Raw genomic sequence first — 17969 nt, 5'->3', positions numbered from 1 at the left:
ACGAACTAGCGTCAATCTGGACTGCCAGAAGCCAAGTAGGGTGCGTTGCACGCACCAAAAACGTTTCATAAAACCAAGTGATTTTTGGCATTGTCAGCAGTGTTGTTGTGCATATAATGCACCCTACTTGGCTTGCGAACCCCAACATTATTGGCTACGTTGGGATTCGCAAGCTCACCACCAACCTACAAAAATACTGCCAGGAGCACAATTCCCAATAACAGTCGATAGATGACAAAAGGTGTCATACCGATGCGGTTAAGAAGCTTTAAGAAGAAGTGAATACAGAGGTAGGCACTGACGGCTGAAAGTACAGCGCCCAGAACCAGTGGTAGCCAGTCATCGCCTTTTGCATGTTCAAGATAACCGACCGTCTCCAATCCACCGGCTAACACAATAATCGGAATAGAGAGCAGGAATGAAAATCGCGCTCCGGCTTCACGCGTCATACCGAGCAGGAGTGCAGCAGTGATTGTGATTCCTGAACGTGATGTGCCCGGAATAAGTGCTAATGCCTGAGCGCAGCCAATGACAAGCACATCAAACCAGACGATGCTGTATTCGCTGCGATTCATCTTTCCCCTGCGATCGGCAATCCATAATGCGATACCAAAGACAATGGTTGTTATCGCAATCACGATAGGGCCACGCAAATTTTCTTCGATGAAATCCTTAAAGATCAGGCCGGCAAGCCCTGCGGGAATAGTACCTAGCAGTACAGCCCACGCCAGCTTGCTCTCTTTGGTTTGTCCTTTACCCGCCAAGGACGCAAACCAGTCAGTAAACATTTTTGCCAACTCTTTGCGGAAATAGGCGACGACAGCTGCCAATGTTCCGACATGAACTGCCACATCAAAAGCCAGCCCTTGATCCTCCCAGCCTGTTAAGGCCGGGACTAAAATCAGATGGGCTGAGCTGGAGACAGGAAGAAATTCGGTTAGCCCTTGAACAATGGCTAAAACCGCTATTTGTATAAAATCCATATGGGGTCTCTGGTCAAGTCGATTTCTGGTTCCCACAGTCCTCCGTGGGAATCCATATCGTATGTTATTCTTTCACTATCGTATGCATTTCCACGGAGAGCATGGGAACGAGATAAAATTAGCGTATTCGGGAGTCGTTATCAGGCAGGGTGACATTGAGTTCCAGAACGGAAAACTGCTCGTTTTTATCAAGACTGACTTTGACCTGCTCTTTATCAATATCAACATACTTGCTAATAACGGCCAATATCTCTTTTTTCATTTGTGGTAGATAATTAGGTGCTGCTGTTCCACGCTGAGATCGTTCATGTGCGACAATGATTTGCAAACGCTCTTTGGCAAGCGAAGCTGTCTTTTTCTTAGGTTTACGAAAATAGTCGAGCAGGCTCATCCTTTGCCTCCAAATAATCTTTTAAATAATCCAGGTCTCTCTTCTTCGATAAACCGTAGAGGAACTTCTTCGCCGAGGAAGCGGTCAACGGCATCCCCGTAGGCTTTTGCTGCATCGCTCTCACTATCCAAAATAACGGGTGAGCCTGAATTTGAGGCTTTTAATACATCCCCTGATTCAGGAATGACACCCAGTAATGGAATGGCTAGAATTTCTTCGATATCTTCAATGCAAAGCATGTCGCCGTTTGCGACGCGTGCCGGTGAATAGCGAGTGAGTAGCAGCCGCTCTCTAACGGGTGTGCCACCGCGCTCTGCACGACGGGATTGACTGGCCAGAATACCTAAAATACGATCTGAATCACGAACAGAAGAGACTTCAGGGTTGGTGACTATAATGGCTTCATCAGCAAAATAGAGCGCCATTAATGCGCCGTGTTCGATCCCTGCGGGAGAGTCACATACAATATAGTCAAAACTGTGTTCGCCGGTCAGTTGATCCAGTATACGTTCGACACCTTTCCGAGTTAGAGCATCTTTATTGCGCGTTTGTGATGCAGGCAACAAAAATAGGTTATCAACACGTTTGTCCTTGATCAGTGCTTGATTCAGGGTGGCTTCTTCATTAATAACGTTGACAAAATCATAAACAACGCGGCGTTCACAGCCCATGATCAAATCAAGATTACGCAAGCCGATGTCAAAGTCGATGATAACTGTTTTGTGTCCTTTCAAGGCTAATCCTGAACCCAGCGAAGCACTTGTGGTTGTTTTTCCTACGCCCCCTTTACCGGACGTAACGACAATGATTTGAGACATTTTCAGTATATTCCCTGAGTTATTAATCTGGATCAGTTTTTGTTCTTGATTTATTTTATAACGTAACAATGAGTCTTTGAAAGCGATTTCCTTATCACTTTTTTAAAAGCCTGTCTTATTTATCACTGTTAATCCAGTAAATCAATAAGTAGTTTCTCATCTTGTAAATGAACGACTGTTCGTTTACTTAGGTAATCGGAGTCAATTTTTTCATTTAGGCGGTAGTGTCCGGCAATGGAAACCAGCTCTGCTTCCAGACTGTGACAAAAAATCATGGCTCCAGTATCACCGCTAGCACCTGCAAAAGCACGTCCACGGAGTGCACCGTAAATATGAATATTTCCATCAGAAAGTACTTCAGCGCCAGGGCTGACTGAGGACAATATGGTTAAATCACACCCCTTTGCGTAGATTTGTTGCCCAGAACGTACCGATTGACGAATCATGACCCCGTTACTTTTGGCTTCATCGTGTGGTGGTGTTTCGGCCGCCTCCTGATGATCCTCTGTTTTAGCCTCTTTTGCCTTATTAGTGACTGGATCGACTGGAGGTGTGTTGGTCGTGAGTATGCCAAGCCCTGCTTTATGTGCTGCGTTTTGATGTAGTTTTTTAGAGGAGCAGACTGCGACAGGAATCAGGTTGTGCCGTTCTAATAATTGCCGCAGGACGAGCAGGTCAGGGATTTTACCTTTGATTTTTTCTAGGTCAATAACAAGGGGTGCTTTTTCGAAGAATTTGGGGGCGAGGGCAATACTTTCAGCTAGCTGTTCATCAATTTTATCAATATCTGAGGAGTGCAGCTCCATGGCAGAGAGACTGAAAAAACTTCCTCTAAGGCGGAAACTATCCTGATTTTTTTGCTTCGGTTTCATAACAACTTTCCGAGTTAAGTGAATTATTCGATATTCTGAACCTGTTCGCGCATCTGTTCAATGAGCACTTTCATTTCAATGCTGATACGAGTGATCTCTGCACTGGCCGATTTTGATGCAATCGTATTTGTTTCACGGTTCAGCTCCTGCATGAGAAAGTCGAGCCGTCTTCCAACGGGTTCATCAAGTGTTAATACGCGCCGGACTTCAATGATATGAGCTGCAAGGCGATCCAGCTCTTCATCAACATCCAGTTTCTGTATAAGCAACACCAACTCTTGCTCAAGTCGAGACTGATCAATCTCTGATTTTAATTCAGCGAGCCGGTGGCTGAGTGTTTGGCGTATTGTCTCTAATACTTGTGGTAAGCATGTTTTAATTTGAGTCGTCCAACTCTCCATCGCATCACAGCGTTGGCGTATGAGTGTTTGTAGTTTTTCGCCTTCACGTTCACGCGATTTACGTAGTTCAGACAGCGTTGCTTCAAACAGTTTTATTGAGGTCGCTTGCAGTGGTTTGGCATCAAGTTCAACACTTTGAACAATACCAGGCCAATTCAAAAGTTCCATTGCCTGAACAGGATTGGCGTTGGTTTTTAATAAGGCATTGATTTGCTGGGTAGCGGTAATGAGCTGCTCTGTAAGCGCTTGGTTGATTTCAATAGTCGAATTACTGGATTCATTGCGTTGAAATCGAAGGTTGCAATCAATTTTGCCTCGGCTGAGTTGCTTCTTGAGTACTTCACGAACGGATGTTTCCAATGTGCGCAAACAGTCAGGAAGTCGAATGGCCGGTTCCAGGTAACGATGATTCACTGAGCGAATTTCCCACGTCAGTGTGCCCCCTTCGGTTTGAAGCTGTTTGTGGGCAAAGGCCGTCATGCTTCGTATCATGTTGTTTCTTTTTAATCCTGTCTCGGTGCTATACTTTGTTATATTCTAATCTATTTGCCTGAATTATCTAACCTTTAAATTTTAATAAAAAGGAAGTCTGTTATGCGCCCAAGTGGTCGAGCTCTTGATGAATTAAGAACAATTAAGTTGACACGTAATTTCACTATGCATGCTGAAGGCTCCGTGCTGGTCGAATTTGGAGATACTAAAGTGATTTGCACTGCTAGTCTGGATAACCAGGTGCCTCGCTTTTTGAAAGGTAAAGGCCAAGGATGGATTACAGCAGAGTATGGAATGTTGCCACGCTCGACCGGTTCAAGAATGGGTCGTGAAGCTGCAAGAGGTAAACAAGGCGGGCGCACCGTAGAAATTCAACGTTTGATCGGACGTTCATTACGTGCAGCGGTGGATCTGAAAGGCCTGGGTGAAAATACAATCGTACTGGATTGTGATGTCATTCAAGCGGATGGTGGCACACGCACCGCGTCCATTACAGGTGCTTATGTAGCGATGGTCGATGCAATGCGGAAAAAGCTGGGTAAAAAAATTCCGGTTTATGGTGCGGTCGCGGCTGTTTCCGTCGGTATTTATAAAGGCAAGCCGGTATTGGATCTTGATTATGCCGAAGATTCAAATGCAGAGACGGATATGAACGTCATCATGAATGATGCTGGCGCATTTATTGAATTACAAGGCACAGCAGAAGGCCATGCATTTCATCGTGAGGAATTGAATGGAATGCTAGATTTGGCTCATAAAGGCATTGCTGAATTGATTGAAATTCAGCGCGAGGCTTTGGGAATTTAAGATGTCGTTGCCGATAAAAAAAGCTGCGTCACGTATTGTTTTGGCGACGGGGAATCAAGGCAAGGTTCGAGAAATGAGCCAACTGTTATCCAGCTTGGGTCTGGATGTCGTGCCACAATCTGAATTTAATGTTCCTGAAGCAGATGAAACAGGTCTGACATTCATAGAAAATGCCATTATCAAAGCACGTAACGCCGCACATCATACGGGCTTGCCTGCCATTGCAGATGATTCGGGTCTTGAGGTGGATGCACTTCAAGGCGCACCAGGCATCTACTCTTCGCGTTATGCGGGAGCCGATGCCACGGATGAGACGAACCGCGAAAAATTATTGACGGATCTTCGTGAGGTAAAAGAGAGTGAGCGTACAGCACGCTTTCAATGTGTGATTGTTTATATGCAGCATGAAAACGACCCCACGCCGCTCGTATGCCAAAGCTCTTGGGAAGGTCGAATTTTGTTTGAGTCTTTAGGTTCGGGTGGGTTTGGTTATGACCCTATTTTTTATGTGCCGACTCATAAATGCACATCAGCTGAGTTACCCAAAGATGAAAAAAATCGCATCAGCCATCGTGGTCAAGCATTACAAAAATTACTTGCCGCTTTAAAAAAATAAAATCATATAAACTCTATGAAAGCACCTGAACTCCTCTCTCCCGCCGGCACTTTAAAAAATATGCGCTACGCTTTTGCCTATGGTGCAGATGCCGTGTATGCCGGAATGCCACGTTATAGCCTTCGTGTTCGTAATAATGATTTTAATTTGGAACATTTACGTATCGGTATTGAAGAGGCGCACCAACAAGGCAAGCAGCTTTTTGTGGCTGCCAATGTGATTCCACATAATTCAAAACTGAAAACGTTTATGAAAGATATGGAGGAAGTGGTGGCACTTAAACCCGATGCATTTATCATGGCTGATCCTGGCTTGATTATGTGGGTTCGGGAGCGTTGGCCTGATCTGCCGGTTCACCTTTCAGTGCAGGCAAATACGGTGAATTATGCATCTGTGAAGTTTTGGGAGTCAATGGGAGTTAGGCGCATTATTTTATCGCGTGAACTCTCTCTGGATGAGATTGAAGAGATTCGTCAGCGTTGCCCCGATATCGAACTGGAAGTGTTTGTTCATGGGGCATTATGCATTGCTTATTCAGGGCGTTGTTTGTTGTCGGGTTACTTTAATCACCGTGACCCCAATCAAGGCGCTTGTACTAATGCGTGTCGCTGGAAATATAAAACGTTTGAAGCGGTCGAAGATGAGACGGGTGATCTCTATAAAAAGTCAGAGCGCCATCCTGAAGCAGAGAAAACTTACCTGATTGAAGAGGCCGGTCGCCCTGATCAATTGATGCCCATTTTTGAGGATGAGTTGGGCACTTATATTATGAATTCAAAAGATTTGAGAGCTGTTGAACATGTTGTGCGTCTTGCGAAGATGGGCATCAATTCGCTGAAAATAGAAGGGCGGACGAAATCCCACTATTACGTGACGCGTACTGCACAAATTTATCGCAAATCTATTGATGATGCCGCTGCTGGAAAGCCGTTCGACCCTAGTATGTTAGGTGCGTTGGAGTCACTGGCAAACCGTGGTTATACCGATGGTTTTTACAAGCGTCATGATACGCATGAATATCAAAATTATATTCAAGGAAATTCAGAGTATTACAGCCAAAAATTTGTGGGCGAATTTATCGGTTTTGATGAAGAGAAAAACCTTGCTGAAGTGTTGGTGAAAAATAAAATATGTGTCGGTGACTCACTGGAAGTCATCTTGCCTGATGGGAACCATACTATTATGCTGGAAAGCATGGAAGATTTTTATGGAAAACCAATGCAGGAAGCACCAGGTGGTGGTTATAAAATACGTATCCCAGTGCCTACAAAAAATATTGAACTGGGTTTGTTGGCGAAGAATCTGAGATAATATTTCACTCTGGAATTCGCATAATTAAGTGTATAAACTGTTTGCTGGATTACTCTGCAGTGACTAATAATTTACTCAAGAGAGGAAATGAAAATGTTTAAAACAAATGTATTAGCTTTATTGTTTGGGATGTTGGTGTCAGCAAACAGTTTCGCTGCTACGCCAATATCAGAGAATGCGCATGTTTTTATTGTGTCGCCTGCCCATGGGCAAGTGGTGTCTTCGCCTGTTACGGTGATTTTTGGTTTGTCTGGAGCGGGTGTTGCTCCGGCAGGTGTGGATAAAAAAAATACTGGACACCATCATTTGATTATTGATGCAGAAACACCAAATATGAAAAGGGCAATCATAAGCGATGCTAACCATCAGCATTTTGGTGGCGGCCAAACACAGGTGACGCTTAAACTGGCTCAGGGAAAACATACGCTACAGCTTGTGCTGGGTGATAAAAAACATGTGCCTCACACCCCGCCTGTTGTATCAAAAAAAATCGAAATCATTGTAAAATAAAGTGAATGTTTAACAATGACCGCAAAGAACCAAGTTCTCTGCGGTCAGATGTTTCTTGATTTGATTTATTAACAGCTGCTTCATATTTCCTCGTTGTCAGGTGGTAGCACGAACCAGTTTCCGTTACCATGCGCTTCATGAATTTAAATACACTTAAAACACGTTTTGCACCCAGCCCGACTGGGTTGATTCATCTAGGCAATGTTCGTACGGCTCTGTTTAACTGGCTGATGGCTAAAAGTCAGCAGGGTCATTTTTTACTGCGTATAGAAGATACCGATCAAGAGCGCAGTAAAGCTGAGTATGTACAAGCTTTGGAAGAGGATTTGAGCTGGCTGGGGCTGAATTGGTGGCAGGGTATTCTGGATGATGGCTCACAAACGCCATGTATGCAGTCTAATCGTAGCGCTGTTTATTCTGATTATTATCAACAACTGGTCGATGCAAATTTAGCTTACCCCTGTTTTTGTAGCAGTCGTGAATTGGAAATCTCTCGTAAAATACAACGTTCGTCAGGGCGAGCGCCGCGCTATGAGGGGCGTTGTGGCTTTTTGAGTGCGGATGAAGTGCAGGCCAAATTAGATCAAGGATTAAAACCCACGTTGCGCTTTAGTGTGCCGCGTGGTGAAACAGTTGAGTTTGAAGATATTGTACGTGGCACTCAAAAGTTTGCAACCGATGAAATTGGTGATTTTATTATTCGTCGCGGCGATGGTACACCGGCCTTTTTCTTTAGTAATGCGATTGATGATTCGTTGACTGGCGTAACTTGTGTGCTACGTGGTGAAGATCATTTAACGAATACACCGCGTCAGTTGATGTTACTGCAAGGGTTACAGCTTCGAGCGCCACAATATGGTCATATCTCCATGATTGTTGGAGACGATGGCTCACCACTCTCCAAGCGTCACGGCAGTCGCAGTGTGGCTGAATTGCGCAATAACGGTTACCTACCCAATGCAGTGAATAATTATCTGGCACGATTGGGGCACTATTATAAAGATAACCAGTGCATGACTCTGGAAGGGTTGGCGGCTCAGTTTGATGTTTCTAATTTGGGGCGTGCACCAGCTCGTTTTGACGTTTCTCAGCTCGATTATTGGCAAAAAGAGGTGATTGCACAAACCGATGCACAGGCACTTTGGTTGTGGATGGGTGAAGAGGTACATTCATTGGTTCCTCAAGATAAAAAAGAGGCTTTTATCGAAGCGGTGCGCCCCAATATCAAACTTCCGAATGATGCGTTGTTATGGGCAAACCACCTGTTTGCAGAGTCACTCGATTTACAAGGGGATGCTCTGGATATTGTTCAACAGGCGGGAGCCGACTTTTTTAAAGCGGCGATTGAAGCAGTTACTGCATACCCTGATGATTTCAAACTTCTCAATAAACAGATTAAAGAGGCCACTGGCGCAAAAGGTAAAGCGCTGTTTCAGCCGCTTCGTATTGCCATGACTGGTGAGCACAATGGCCCAGAGATGAGTGCGTTGCTGACCTTAATGGGTGAAGAGAAGATTCGTCAGCGTTTTGATCATTGCCTGAAAATCATTTCATAAAGTTTAATTATGTTGCATATCTATAATAGCCTGACAGGCAAAAAAGAAAAATTTGTTCCGATTGTTCCCGGTAAGGTGGGCATGTATGTGTGCGGTATGACGGTTTATGACTACTGTCATATCGGTCATGCGCGTGTATTGGTTGCATTTGATGTGGTCGCACGTTATCTGCGTCACTCAGGTTATGACCTGACTTATGTGCGTAACGTGACAGACATTGACGATAAAATCATCAAACGTGCCAATGAAAATGGTGAGCCGTTCGAAACATTAACTCATCGTTTTATCGAAGCAATGCACGAAGATGCAGCATTGTTGGGTGTTTTACCCCCTGATCAGGAACCCAAAGCCACCGCTTCGATGGATGACATTATCGCCATGATTCAAACCTTGGTGGATAAGGGCGCGGCTTACTGCGCGGATAACGGTGATGTTTATTACGATATCAGCCGCTTCGAAAATTACGGCCAACTTTCAGGTAAAAAGCTGGAAGATTTGCGCGCAGGCGCTCGCGTTGATGTCGATGAAGCCAAAGATGATCCGTTAGATTTCGTTTTATGGAAATCAGCCAAACCTAATGAACCTGCATGGGATGCGCCGTGGGGGCGGGGTCGTCCAGGTTGGCATATTGAATGTTCTGCGATGGCGAAACGTTGCCTGGGCGATCATTTTGATATTCATGGCGGCGGTATGGATCTGAAATTTCCACATCATGAAAATGAGATTGCGCAATCTGAAAGCGCAAGCGGTCACCATTATGTGAATGTCTGGATGCATAACGGATTTGTTAATATTGATAATGAAAAAATGTCCAAATCATTGGGTAATTTTTTCACGATCCGTGATGTATTGGCGCGTTATCAGCCTGAAGTCGTACGCTATTTCATTCTTACCAGCCAGTATCGCAGCCCACTGAGCTACTCTGATGAGCATCTGGATAATGCTAAATTTGCACTGGATCGTTTTTATCTGGCACTGCGTGATCTGCCTGCTTCAAAATTTGAAACAGGCAGTGAATATGAACAACGATTTCACAATGCGATGAATGATGATTTCAATACGCCGGAAGCACTGGCTGTATTGTTTGACGTTGTGCGAGAAATTAATAGCTTACGTGAGTCGAATACCAAAAAAGCTGCACAGCTTGCCGCATTGCTGCGCCATTTAGGAGCCATTATGGGACTGCTCCAAGAAAATTCGGATCACTATTTCAAAGGTGATGAAGCCGCTGATGGAGTCGACAGTGCAGCGATTGAAGCGCTGATCGAAAAACGCAAAGTCGCACGTCAAAACAAAGATTGGGCAGAGTCAGACCGAGTTCGTGATGAGTTGCAATCACAAGGCATTATTATTGAAGATGGCAGCGGGGGAACGAGCTGGCGTCGCCAGTGAGTGAACTGAGTCTTGCGCTGCTCTCATTTTTTGCAGTGTGGCGCGACAGGAATTTCTAAACCTTAAATGCCATGGGGCTATTATCCCAAGTTTATATAATCCGTCGGCGTACACCCAGTCCAACGTTTAAACGCATGGTTAAATGCACTCTGTTCCGAGAAGCCCAGATGGAGTGCTAAATCAATCATTGAGACATCTTCATCTTTCAAATAGTCGATAGCAATCTCTTTTCGAACCGCATCGAGTATTTTTTGAAAACTCATCCCTTCTTTATTTAATTTTTGTTGCAGTGTTCGCGTGCTGACACAAAGACGAGGTGCAATATCTCGAATAGTGCTTTCTCTCTGACTAACACCACTTATCAAGGCTTGTTTCACTTTGTCCGTCCATGTTGCAGTTTTTGTTCGCTGGCTCAACAAATATTTGGCATGCTGCTCAATGGACATTAAAAATTTCGGATCAGCGCGGGGAATGGCTTGAGCAAGTGCTTTTTTTGAAAATGTCATATTACTGCTTGAGCAATCAAACTTAACAGAGCATTGGAAATGCGCGTCTAATTCTCTTGAGTGACGAGGGTTGCTCCGAGCTATTTGAACGCTTATAGGGGAAAGAGGTTTTCGTGTTAGTTGCCTCAGCATGGTAATTATGATGGAAAACATGGCTTCGGTAAGGTGACAATTTATTTCTTGGCTTGAATTCACTTCCTCAACACTAAATGTGGATGACTGTTCGCCTTTATGCATTTTAGGTAAGGGTCCTGAGGACATTACACCATGATATTCACAGACTTTATCAAGTGCTTGCTCAACGGTCATGCAATTGCTTGCCAACAAGGACAGCACATTATTTTGTATTCCATTAATCGATAAGCCTGCATGGAATCCAAGCAGCTCATCACCGGTTTTTTCCAGCATAACGCGCCAAACATCGTCTAACAGGGTTAAAGGCAGCCAGCTATCCGCACGATTTAACCAGTCCACTGCAAGCCCTGCATCAATCAACCATTGTTCTGCATCATGGCCAATTGAATAGAGGTGATCAATCAAAATCAGGCACGCAGTGGACGATGCCCTGCTATTGGATTCAGTCATTATTTAATTTAACTCGTCAGTGGTGTTTAGCGCATATCATCAAATGATGTGCATCATATATCAAGTCAGTCGCATCGCTATCAGGACAAAATGGTGTCTAAATTTTACGACTAGGGCTTTATATGCAAAAATTCAAAAACAAGTTTGACAAATTATTAGCGCACCTAGCCTATTATATTTACGATAACGCAAAACGAAGCTTAGCCGTTATCGTACTGCTGACACTGGTTTTTAGTTTTGGCATATCCAAACTGCAAGTTGAAACCAGCATCGAAGGGATGTTTCATCCAGATGATCAAACCTTTATAAATTACGAGGCTTTTAAACAACAGTTTGGGCAAGACTCAATCGCTATTGCCGCCCTTCAATCTGATGAGTTATTTACCCTGCCCGTTTTGCAACGCCTTAAAGCATTTCATATTGAACTCGAAGAGACGGTTCCTTATGTTGATAAAGTAACCAGTTTGTTCAATGTTACCAGTATACGTGGGCAGGGTGGCGAGCTGCTGGTTAATGAACTACTGGATAAGTTTCCTGAAAGTAAGCAGGAGATGGCGGCATTAAAAGCTTATGTGCTTAATAACGCCATATATCAGAAACGTTTAATATCTGATGAAGGGAATTTTACCATCATCACCATTCGCCCAGGAACTGGGTTGCAAAGCACGGTGGCTGATAATGATTTCATTCAGTTTGACGAGTTTAATCAAGCCAGCCCTAAAACGACCCAAATAAAAGCAATCCCATCTTCTTTGAATAATATTCAAAAAAATGAATTTTCTCAAGCGATAAAAAAACTTGTCGAAAAATATAATAACGATGCTAACTTCAAAATTTACCTTTCCGGTGGTCCAATTGTTGATGTAGAGCATGACAGCTCCATCCACAAAGATGTGGGTGCGATGATCATGGCAGCAGGGGTCTTAATATTTTTTCTTCTTGCCCTTATTTTTAGACGCGTCAGCGGGGTTGTTTTACCTTTGTGTGTTGTGATGCTCACCTTGATTTCCATCTTTGGTGTGATTGGATTTCTCGGTATCCCCATCTCTCCTGTGTCACAAATGCTTCCTTCCTTGCTCATTGCCATTTGTGTGGCCGATACGGTGCATTTTTTAAGTCTATTTTATCCGGCCTATGGTGACATGAGCAAACGAGATGCCGTCGCTCATGCGTTAAAAAAATCAGGGCTGCCAATGATTTTTACTAGCCTGACTACAGCCGCAGGTTTTATCGCGTTTAGCCAAGCTGATTTGTTGCCTATTGCCCACCTGGGTATCGCCACGCCCATTGGCGTTATGTTCGCTTTGTTGTTTACTTTTATGTTATTGCCTGCGTTGATTTCGTTATTTGATATCAAAGTAAAGAAACCAGTAAATAATGCTTATACAGCAACTCAAGTGATGGTAAACCTTGGGCGCATAGGTTATCAACGCCCCGCTTACACCATCATAAGTTTTAGCTTAATCACGATTCTAGTGATGAGTGCGGGGCTGAGCAATTTACGTTTTTCACACGATGTGGTTTCGTGGTTGCCCGAAGATAACTGGGTGAGAATGAATACCGAAGCCATTGACAAGGAACTCGGTACCACTCTTTCACTGGAAGTGATCGTCGATACAGGCAAAGAAAACGGCTTATACGATTCTCGTTTGATGCAAGATTTAGCCGATATTCAATCAGCAGTTGAAGCACTGGAGGTTAATGGTATGTCCGTCTCAAAAACCTATTCCGTCGTTGATATTTTAAAACAAATTAACATGGCGCTGAATGAAGGCCAACCAGCGTTTCACGTTGTACCGGAATCGAAAGCCCTCATTGCTCAAGCGCTGTTATTGTTTGAAAATTCCAATACAGATGATCTCGAAAATATCATTGATAACCAATTTTCAATGTTACGCATAACACTGAGATTACCGCAAGGCGATGCCTTCCTCTATTTGCCCTTACGCAATGAACTTGAAATGATGTTTAGAGCCAAGTTTGAAGATTACGCAACCGTTACCGTCACGGGTTATTTAGACCTCTTGTCGCAAAGTTTTGTCAACGTCATTGATACAATGACCGAGAGTTATTTGATTGCATTTTTAATCATCGCTTTATTAATGCTATTGATTTTTGGCGATTTACGCTTTGGTCTGATTAGTCTTGCACCTAATTTTTTTCCCATCATTATGGCGCTCTCTTTTATGGGGATTGCAGGCATCCCGATTGATATGTTTACCGTGTTGATGGGCTGTATTGCATTTGGCTTGGCCGTGGATGATAGCGTTCATTTTATTCATCACGTTCAACGAAATTATCAGCGTAGCAACGATATGTGGCATGCCATCGAAACAGCTATCTCCTCGGTAGGACGCGCCATTCTAATTACCTCCTGTACGTTAGTGGGCGCATTTAGTCTTTACCTCTTCGCCTCAGTCGGCACGCTGGCCAGCCTGGGTATGGTACTTAGCGTTGCGATTATCAGTGCGCTGATAGCAGACATCATATTGGTTCCTGCATTACTGTCGCTGGCATACCGCAAGAAATCAAAGGAAGCATAAACATGAACAATCAATTGACAACAAAATTAATTTTATTGGCGATGGCATTGGCATCTTTTTCATCCATCACCTTGGCCGATGATAATCTAACCGCCAAGGAAATCATGGTGAAAGTGGACGAGCGTGACACGGGAGATACCTCTCATCGAAAATTGACCATGATATTAATCGACAAGCGTGGTTCGCAAAGAAAACGAAACTTCACGACCCTTAGCAAATCCTATGAGGGTAGTGATAAATCTCTGACGACTTTTCTCTCTCCAGCAGATGTTAAAGGCACACGCTTTTTAAGTTATGAGTGGGCAGATGACATGAAGGGTAACGACGCATGGATCTATCTACCCACGTTACGAAAAACAAAACGTATTCCCTCCAGTGATCGAACGGGGGCATTTCTGGGCAGTGATTTTTCATTTTCTGATTTTGAAGATGCCGAAGTCTCTTATTACGATTACAAAATGATTGATGCAAATGGCTCGGTGGATAAAATCGATAGCTGGTTAATAGAAAGAGTGCCTCAGCCTGAAATAAAAGCCCGTATTGAAAAACAGACCGGCTACCGAAAAGAGTTGTTATGGGTAAGTAAAGATCACTTTGTCGTGATGCAAAAAAAAGGCTGGTTTAAAAACAACAAAATTAAATACTTAAAAGTCACCCGACTTGAGATCATCGATGGCATTGCAACCGATACAAAACTGCAAATGACGACGACAAAAAATGGTCAGCTACAACATCAGACAATCATTATTGTTAATGACATTCAGTACAACCAAGCAATAGAAGACAAAACATTCACCGCCGCTGCATTGAAAGAACATTAGAGTGAGGCGGACATTATTTCTCATGCTCCTGCTTTACGGCCAGATAACTTATGCTCAGGAAACATTCACTGACGTGGATTTTTTTGGTGAGATAGAGCTGACTAACAAAGAGAGTGACGATAAAAACAAATATCTTGGTGGTTTTTTGCGTTATCAGACAGGTATAAACCTGGAAGACAATAAAACCACCCATGTACCGAACTCTCGCGCTCCGGCACTGACAAAGGCAAAGGTCAGCTTTAACGCTTATGTGCACGATGAGTATTCGTCGTCAATCAAGTATAAATTTAGGCTGAATGGCTATTATGACGCAAGCTATCAATTCAATGATTCTTCATCATACACAGCCGAGCAAAAAAGGGCATTTGAATCTGCGGTGGAAATGGCAGAGTCTTATTTAACCCTAAAGCTACCTAACGACTTCTCGCTTTCCATAGGTCGACTCATTAGTGCCTGGGGACAATCCGAAGCATCCCCCGTTGTCGATATCGTCAATCCGCGAGATATCAGGGAATTTGGCCAAGCCGATCTCGAAGAAATGCGTTTACCCGTAGGGGCTTTAAAACTGAATTACACTGACAATCAATGGCTGGCTGAGTTTGTCTCTGTGTTTGAGTTTCGCGGCAACAGAGTCGGTGTACATGGCAGCGATTTTGATCCCTACCTCACGTTTCGAGATAGAGAAATCCATGATGAAACCAAACCTTATGGCTTCGCAAGAAGTGGCGAGTTTTATTTTCGTCTCAAAACTTATTTGGCAAAAGGGGAGCTTGCCGTGATTATTGGTGATGGGTATGACAAATCCGCCATACTCAACCAACGCCCTGGCAATAGTCTAAGGCCAGAGTATAAACGAATGAAAACTGTTGGCGCATCGGGTAATGCGGTGTGGCAAGCGTGGCTCACTAAATTTGAATTTTCTTATAAATTTAATAAGGGGATACAACAAACTCAGGGATGGTCTCGAAAAGACGTTGTTCAATCTATGATTGGCGTGGACTACAGCGGCTTAATCAATACCACCATTACGTTTGAATGGAATACTCGCTATATCAAAAACTATACGGAACGTTTGTTAAACGACAAAATACAGCACACCTATGCGCTGTTTTTAAAGCGAACGTATTTAAATAATCGACTGAGCAGTGATTTAGCCTGGTTTAAATATGGCGCGAATGATGGGAATATTTATCGCATTAACTTGAGCTATGAGTATCGCGATAATATACAATTCTCTCTGGACTACTTCATTTATCGTGCGGCTAAACCGGATGCAATATTGTATAACTATCGCAACAATGATCGTATAGTATCAACAGTGAGTTATTATTTTTGAGAGGCTGGTAATGACAATGCGTGTTGTTAAGCAAATGCCTGTTAGGGCTAACACCTGTGCAATCCAGCCCAGAATTTGGCTCAATAAGCATTATGAATTAATGGCGCTTATTCAATTCATATTGATCAGGTGGTAGCACAAACCAGTTTCCGTTACCATGCGCTTCATGAATTCAAATACACTTAAAACTCGTTTTGCACCCAGCCCGACGGGGCTGATCCATTTAGGTAGTTTTTTCACGATCCGTGACGTATTGGCGCGTTATCAGCCTGCCTCAAAATTTAAATTAGGCGGTGAGTATGAGCAACGATTTCACAATGCGATGAATGATGATTTTAATACGCCTGAAGCCTTGGCTGTATTGTTCAATGTCGTTCGAGAGATTAATAACCTACGTGAATCAAATACCGAAAAAGCGGCACAACTGGCTGCACTGCTACGCCATTTAGGAGCCATTATAGGATTGCTTCAAGAAAATTCGGGTCACTATTTCAAAGGTGATGGAGCCGCTGATGGAATCGGCAGCGGGGGAACGAGCTGGCGTCGCCAATAGATGATTACTGAGCTTGGTCTTGTGCTGGTCTCCTTTTTTGCGGCAACGCTGCTGCCTTTCAGTTCGGAGGCGGCGCTGTTTGCTGCCATTACGGCAGGTGTGCCTGTGCTGAATGTGGTGATCGCTTGCTCGATCGGGAATTGTCTCGCATGTTTGCTGAATTTTAAACTGGGTGATTGGCTGCGGGAAAAGATGCAAAGCAAAATGGAAAACAGCAAGGGGGGAAGGCTCTCTCTTCACTGGATGCAGCGTTATGGAAAAGCAAGCCTATTTCTAAGCTGGCTGCCCATTATTGGTGATCCGCTGACAGTAATTGCCGGTATGGCACGAGTGGGTTGGTTATGGTTTATTGGCGTAATTTGTACGCTGAGAATTGTTCGTTATATCGTCATTGCAGGCATGATAAGTTGAGCGCTATCTAATATCGAAGAGATGATTAAAAAGGAGCAAGACAATGAGTAATGATAGTCAAATTGTCATTTATCAAAATGCTCAAGGAGGTATACAGCTTGATGTACGCATTGAAAGTGAAAGTGTTTGGCTCAGTCAATCTCAAATTGCACAGCTATTTGGTAAAGGTCGAAGTACGATTTCCGAGCATATTAATCATATATTCCAAGAAAAAGAATTATCTGAAGAGGTGGTGTGTCGGGATTTCCGACATACCACTAAACACGGTGCTATAGCAGGAAAAACACAGCAACAGAGCCTCAAGCTTTATAATTTAGAGCTGATTATTTCTGTTGGTTACCGCGTAAAATCCAAACAGGGCACGCAGTTCCGAATCTGGGCAACCCAGCGTTTAAAAGAGTATATTATTAAAGGATTCGCCTTAAATGATGATCGTTTTAAAACAGGCAAATCCATGCAGTACTTTGATGAACTGCAACAACGCATTCGTGAGATACGCCTTTCTGAAAAATTCTTTTACCAAAAAATAAAAGACATTTACACCACCAGTGTTGATTACAGTCCCAAGGATGAAAAAACCCGCCAGTTTTTTCAAATAGTACAAAATAAGCTACTTTGGGCAATTAGCCAGCAAACTGCGGCTGAGTTGGTCTACCGTCGCGCCGATGCCCGTTTGCCACTGTTGGGAATGTTGTCACTTGACTCAAAAAGTCAATCCATTAACAAACAACAAGCCAGCATTGCCAAAAATTATTTGAATGAAGATGAGATAAAGCTACTCGGTTTATTGGTAGAGCAATACCTCGCTTTTGCTGAAACAATGGCGCAACAACAAACGCCGATGACGATGCAAGATTGGAGCGAGCGCCTCGATGCTATTTTGCAATTAAATGGCAGGGAGTTACTCAAACATGCAGGTAAAATTAGCCAGCAACAAGCCAAAGAAAAATCCGCACTAGAGTTGAAAAAATACCGTGAGCAGCAAAGAAATATTGAAGTTGAGAATAGTCTTAAAGAAATAGAAGAAGATATTAAGAGACTGGGGGCGGATGAATGATTATGTCT

At 43.5% G+C, this 17969-nt stretch carries 18 protein-coding genes; 12 read left to right on the top strand and 6 right to left on the bottom strand.

Annotated features, from left to right (window positions below; all coding sequences use genetic code 11):
• Window positions 1-185: 185 nt before the first annotated feature.
• The 5 genes from L3J70_05660 to L3J70_05640 form a co-directional block, all read right to left on the bottom strand.
• Complete coding sequence (locus tag L3J70_05660) at window positions 186-983, bottom strand: undecaprenyl-diphosphate phosphatase (protein MCF6235847.1); 798 nt, start codon at window positions 981-983, stop codon at window positions 186-188.
• Between the two features lie 118 nt (window positions 984-1101).
• The gene (minE, locus tag L3J70_05655) at window positions 1102-1374 is read right to left on the bottom strand and encodes a cell division topological specificity factor MinE (GenBank protein ID MCF6235846.1); all 273 of its coding nucleotides are present in this window, start codon (window positions 1372-1374) and stop codon (window positions 1102-1104) included.
• Window positions 1371-2192, bottom strand: a complete 822-nt coding sequence (gene minD / locus L3J70_05650; GenBank protein ID MCF6235845.1) for a septum site-determining protein MinD — start codon at window positions 2190-2192, stop codon at window positions 1371-1373. The genes minE and minD overlap by 4 nt, the downstream gene beginning before the upstream one ends.
• Before the next feature lie 128 nt (window positions 2193-2320).
• Window positions 2321-3064 carry a septum site-determining protein MinC gene (minC, locus tag L3J70_05645; GenBank protein ID MCF6235844.1) on the bottom strand — a complete coding sequence of 248 codons (744 nt, stop codon included), beginning with the start codon at window positions 3062-3064 and terminating at the stop codon, window positions 2321-2323.
• A 23-nt stretch (window positions 3065-3087) separates the two neighbouring features.
• Complete coding sequence (locus tag L3J70_05640) at window positions 3088-3957, bottom strand: YicC family protein (GenBank protein MCF6235843.1); 870 nt, start codon at window positions 3955-3957, stop codon at window positions 3088-3090.
• 102 nt (window positions 3958-4059) lie between these two features.
• Between L3J70_05640 and rph the strand changes: the two genes are divergently transcribed.
• The 6 genes from rph to cysS all read left to right on the top strand — a co-directional run bounded on the left by rph (window position 4060) and on the right by cysS (window position 10149).
• Complete coding sequence (rph, locus tag L3J70_05635; GenBank protein ID MCF6235842.1) at window positions 4060-4764, top strand: ribonuclease PH; 705 nt, start codon at window positions 4060-4062, stop codon at window positions 4762-4764.
• A 1-nt stretch (window position 4765) separates the two neighbouring features.
• Window positions 4766-5380: an XTP/dITP diphosphatase gene (locus L3J70_05630; protein MCF6235841.1), complete on the top strand. Its 615-nt coding sequence runs from the start codon at window positions 4766-4768 to the stop codon at window positions 5378-5380.
• 15 nt (window positions 5381-5395) lie between these two features.
• Window positions 5396-6691, top strand: coding sequence for a tRNA 5-hydroxyuridine modification protein YegQ (gene yegQ, locus L3J70_05625; protein MCF6235840.1), 1296 nt, complete (start codon window positions 5396-5398; stop codon window positions 6689-6691).
• 87 nt (window positions 6692-6778) lie between these two features.
• The gene (locus L3J70_05620) at window positions 6779-7201 is read left to right on the top strand and encodes a DUF4399 domain-containing protein (protein MCF6235839.1); all 423 of its coding nucleotides are present in this window, start codon (window positions 6779-6781) and stop codon (window positions 7199-7201) included.
• Window positions 7202-7338: 137 nt separating this feature from the next.
• On the top strand, window positions 7339-8757 hold the full coding sequence (gene gltX, locus L3J70_05615) for a glutamate--tRNA ligase (protein MCF6235838.1): 1419 nt from the start codon (window positions 7339-7341) through the stop codon (window positions 8755-8757).
• Between the two features lie 9 nt (window positions 8758-8766).
• Window positions 8767-10149: a cysteine--tRNA ligase gene (cysS, locus tag L3J70_05610; GenBank protein MCF6235837.1), complete on the top strand. Its 1383-nt coding sequence runs from the start codon at window positions 8767-8769 to the stop codon at window positions 10147-10149.
• 80 nt (window positions 10150-10229) lie between these two features.
• On the opposite strand, the gene L3J70_05605 is transcribed toward cysS, so the two are convergent.
• Window positions 10230-11240 (bottom strand): AraC family transcriptional regulator, encoded by a 1011-nt coding sequence (locus tag L3J70_05605; protein ID MCF6235836.1) that lies wholly within the window; start codon window positions 11238-11240, stop codon window positions 10230-10232.
• A 122-nt stretch (window positions 11241-11362) separates the two neighbouring features.
• Between L3J70_05605 and L3J70_05600 the strand changes: the two genes are divergently transcribed.
• The 6 genes from L3J70_05600 to L3J70_05575 all read left to right on the top strand — a co-directional run bounded on the left by L3J70_05600 (window position 11363) and on the right by L3J70_05575 (window position 17961).
• A complete protein-coding gene (locus L3J70_05600) occupies window positions 11363-13783 on the top strand; it encodes an efflux RND transporter permease subunit (GenBank protein MCF6235835.1) in 2421 nt (806 codons plus the stop codon).
• A gap of 2 nt (window positions 13784-13785) precedes the next feature.
• Window positions 13786-14604: an outer membrane lipoprotein-sorting protein gene (locus L3J70_05595; GenBank protein MCF6235834.1), complete on the top strand. Its 819-nt coding sequence runs from the start codon at window positions 13786-13788 to the stop codon at window positions 14602-14604.
• Between the two features lie 22 nt (window positions 14605-14626).
• Complete coding sequence (locus L3J70_05590; protein MCF6235833.1) at window positions 14627-15940, top strand: hypothetical protein; 1314 nt, start codon at window positions 14627-14629, stop codon at window positions 15938-15940.
• A gap of 166 nt (window positions 15941-16106) precedes the next feature.
• The gene (locus tag L3J70_05585; GenBank protein ID MCF6235832.1) at window positions 16107-16493 is read left to right on the top strand and encodes a hypothetical protein; all 387 of its coding nucleotides are present in this window, start codon (window positions 16107-16109) and stop codon (window positions 16491-16493) included.
• A complete protein-coding gene (locus L3J70_05580; protein MCF6235831.1) occupies window positions 16494-16904 on the top strand; it encodes a VTT domain-containing protein in 411 nt (136 codons plus the stop codon).
• A gap of 43 nt (window positions 16905-16947) precedes the next feature.
• Window positions 16948-17961 (top strand): virulence RhuM family protein, encoded by a 1014-nt coding sequence (locus L3J70_05575; protein MCF6235830.1) that lies wholly within the window; start codon window positions 16948-16950, stop codon window positions 17959-17961.
• Window positions 17962-17969: the final 8 nt, after the last annotated feature.

The sequence above is a fragment of the Gammaproteobacteria bacterium genome (assembly GCA_021648145.1).
GTDB lineage: Bacteria > Pseudomonadota > Gammaproteobacteria > JAADGQ01 > JAADGQ01 > S141-38.
Note: the sequence above shows the minus strand (reverse complement) of the source record. Positions and strands in the feature narration are given on the sequence as shown.

Coding starts and splice junctions, on each gene's coding strand:
- L3J70_05660 (MCF6235847.1), bottom strand. CDS start 983: ATGGATTTTATACAAATAGCGGTTTTAGCCATTGTTCAAGGGCTAACC.
- minE (MCF6235846.1), bottom strand. CDS start 1,374: ATGAGCCTGCTCGACTATTTTCGTAAACCTAAGAAAAAGACAGCTTCG.
- minD (MCF6235845.1), bottom strand. CDS start 2,192: ATGTCTCAAATCATTGTCGTTACGTCCGGTAAAGGGGGCGTAGGAAAA.
- minC (MCF6235844.1), bottom strand. CDS start 3,064: ATGAAACCGAAGCAAAAAAATCAGGATAGTTTCCGCCTTAGAGGAAGT.
- L3J70_05640 (MCF6235843.1), bottom strand. CDS start 3,957: ATGATACGAAGCATGACGGCCTTTGCCCACAAACAGCTTCAAACCGAA.
- rph (MCF6235842.1), top strand. CDS start 4,060: ATGCGCCCAAGTGGTCGAGCTCTTGATGAATTAAGAACAATTAAGTTG.
- L3J70_05630 (MCF6235841.1), top strand. CDS start 4,766: ATGTCGTTGCCGATAAAAAAAGCTGCGTCACGTATTGTTTTGGCGACG.
- yegQ (MCF6235840.1), top strand. CDS start 5,396: ATGAAAGCACCTGAACTCCTCTCTCCCGCCGGCACTTTAAAAAATATG.
- L3J70_05620 (MCF6235839.1), top strand. CDS start 6,779: ATGAAAATGTTTAAAACAAATGTATTAGCTTTATTGTTTGGGATGTTG.
- gltX (MCF6235838.1), top strand. CDS start 7,339: ATGAATTTAAATACACTTAAAACACGTTTTGCACCCAGCCCGACTGGG.
- cysS (MCF6235837.1), top strand. CDS start 8,767: ATGTTGCATATCTATAATAGCCTGACAGGCAAAAAAGAAAAATTTGTT.
- L3J70_05605 (MCF6235836.1), bottom strand. CDS start 11,240: ATGACTGAATCCAATAGCAGGGCATCGTCCACTGCGTGCCTGATTTTG.
- L3J70_05600 (MCF6235835.1), top strand. CDS start 11,363: ATGCAAAAATTCAAAAACAAGTTTGACAAATTATTAGCGCACCTAGCC.
- L3J70_05595 (MCF6235834.1), top strand. CDS start 13,786: ATGAACAATCAATTGACAACAAAATTAATTTTATTGGCGATGGCATTG.
- L3J70_05590 (MCF6235833.1), top strand. CDS start 14,627: ATGCTCCTGCTTTACGGCCAGATAACTTATGCTCAGGAAACATTCACT.
- L3J70_05585 (MCF6235832.1), top strand. CDS start 16,107: ATGAATTCAAATACACTTAAAACTCGTTTTGCACCCAGCCCGACGGGG.
- L3J70_05580 (MCF6235831.1), top strand. CDS start 16,494: ATGATTACTGAGCTTGGTCTTGTGCTGGTCTCCTTTTTTGCGGCAACG.
- L3J70_05575 (MCF6235830.1), top strand. CDS start 16,948: ATGAGTAATGATAGTCAAATTGTCATTTATCAAAATGCTCAAGGAGGT.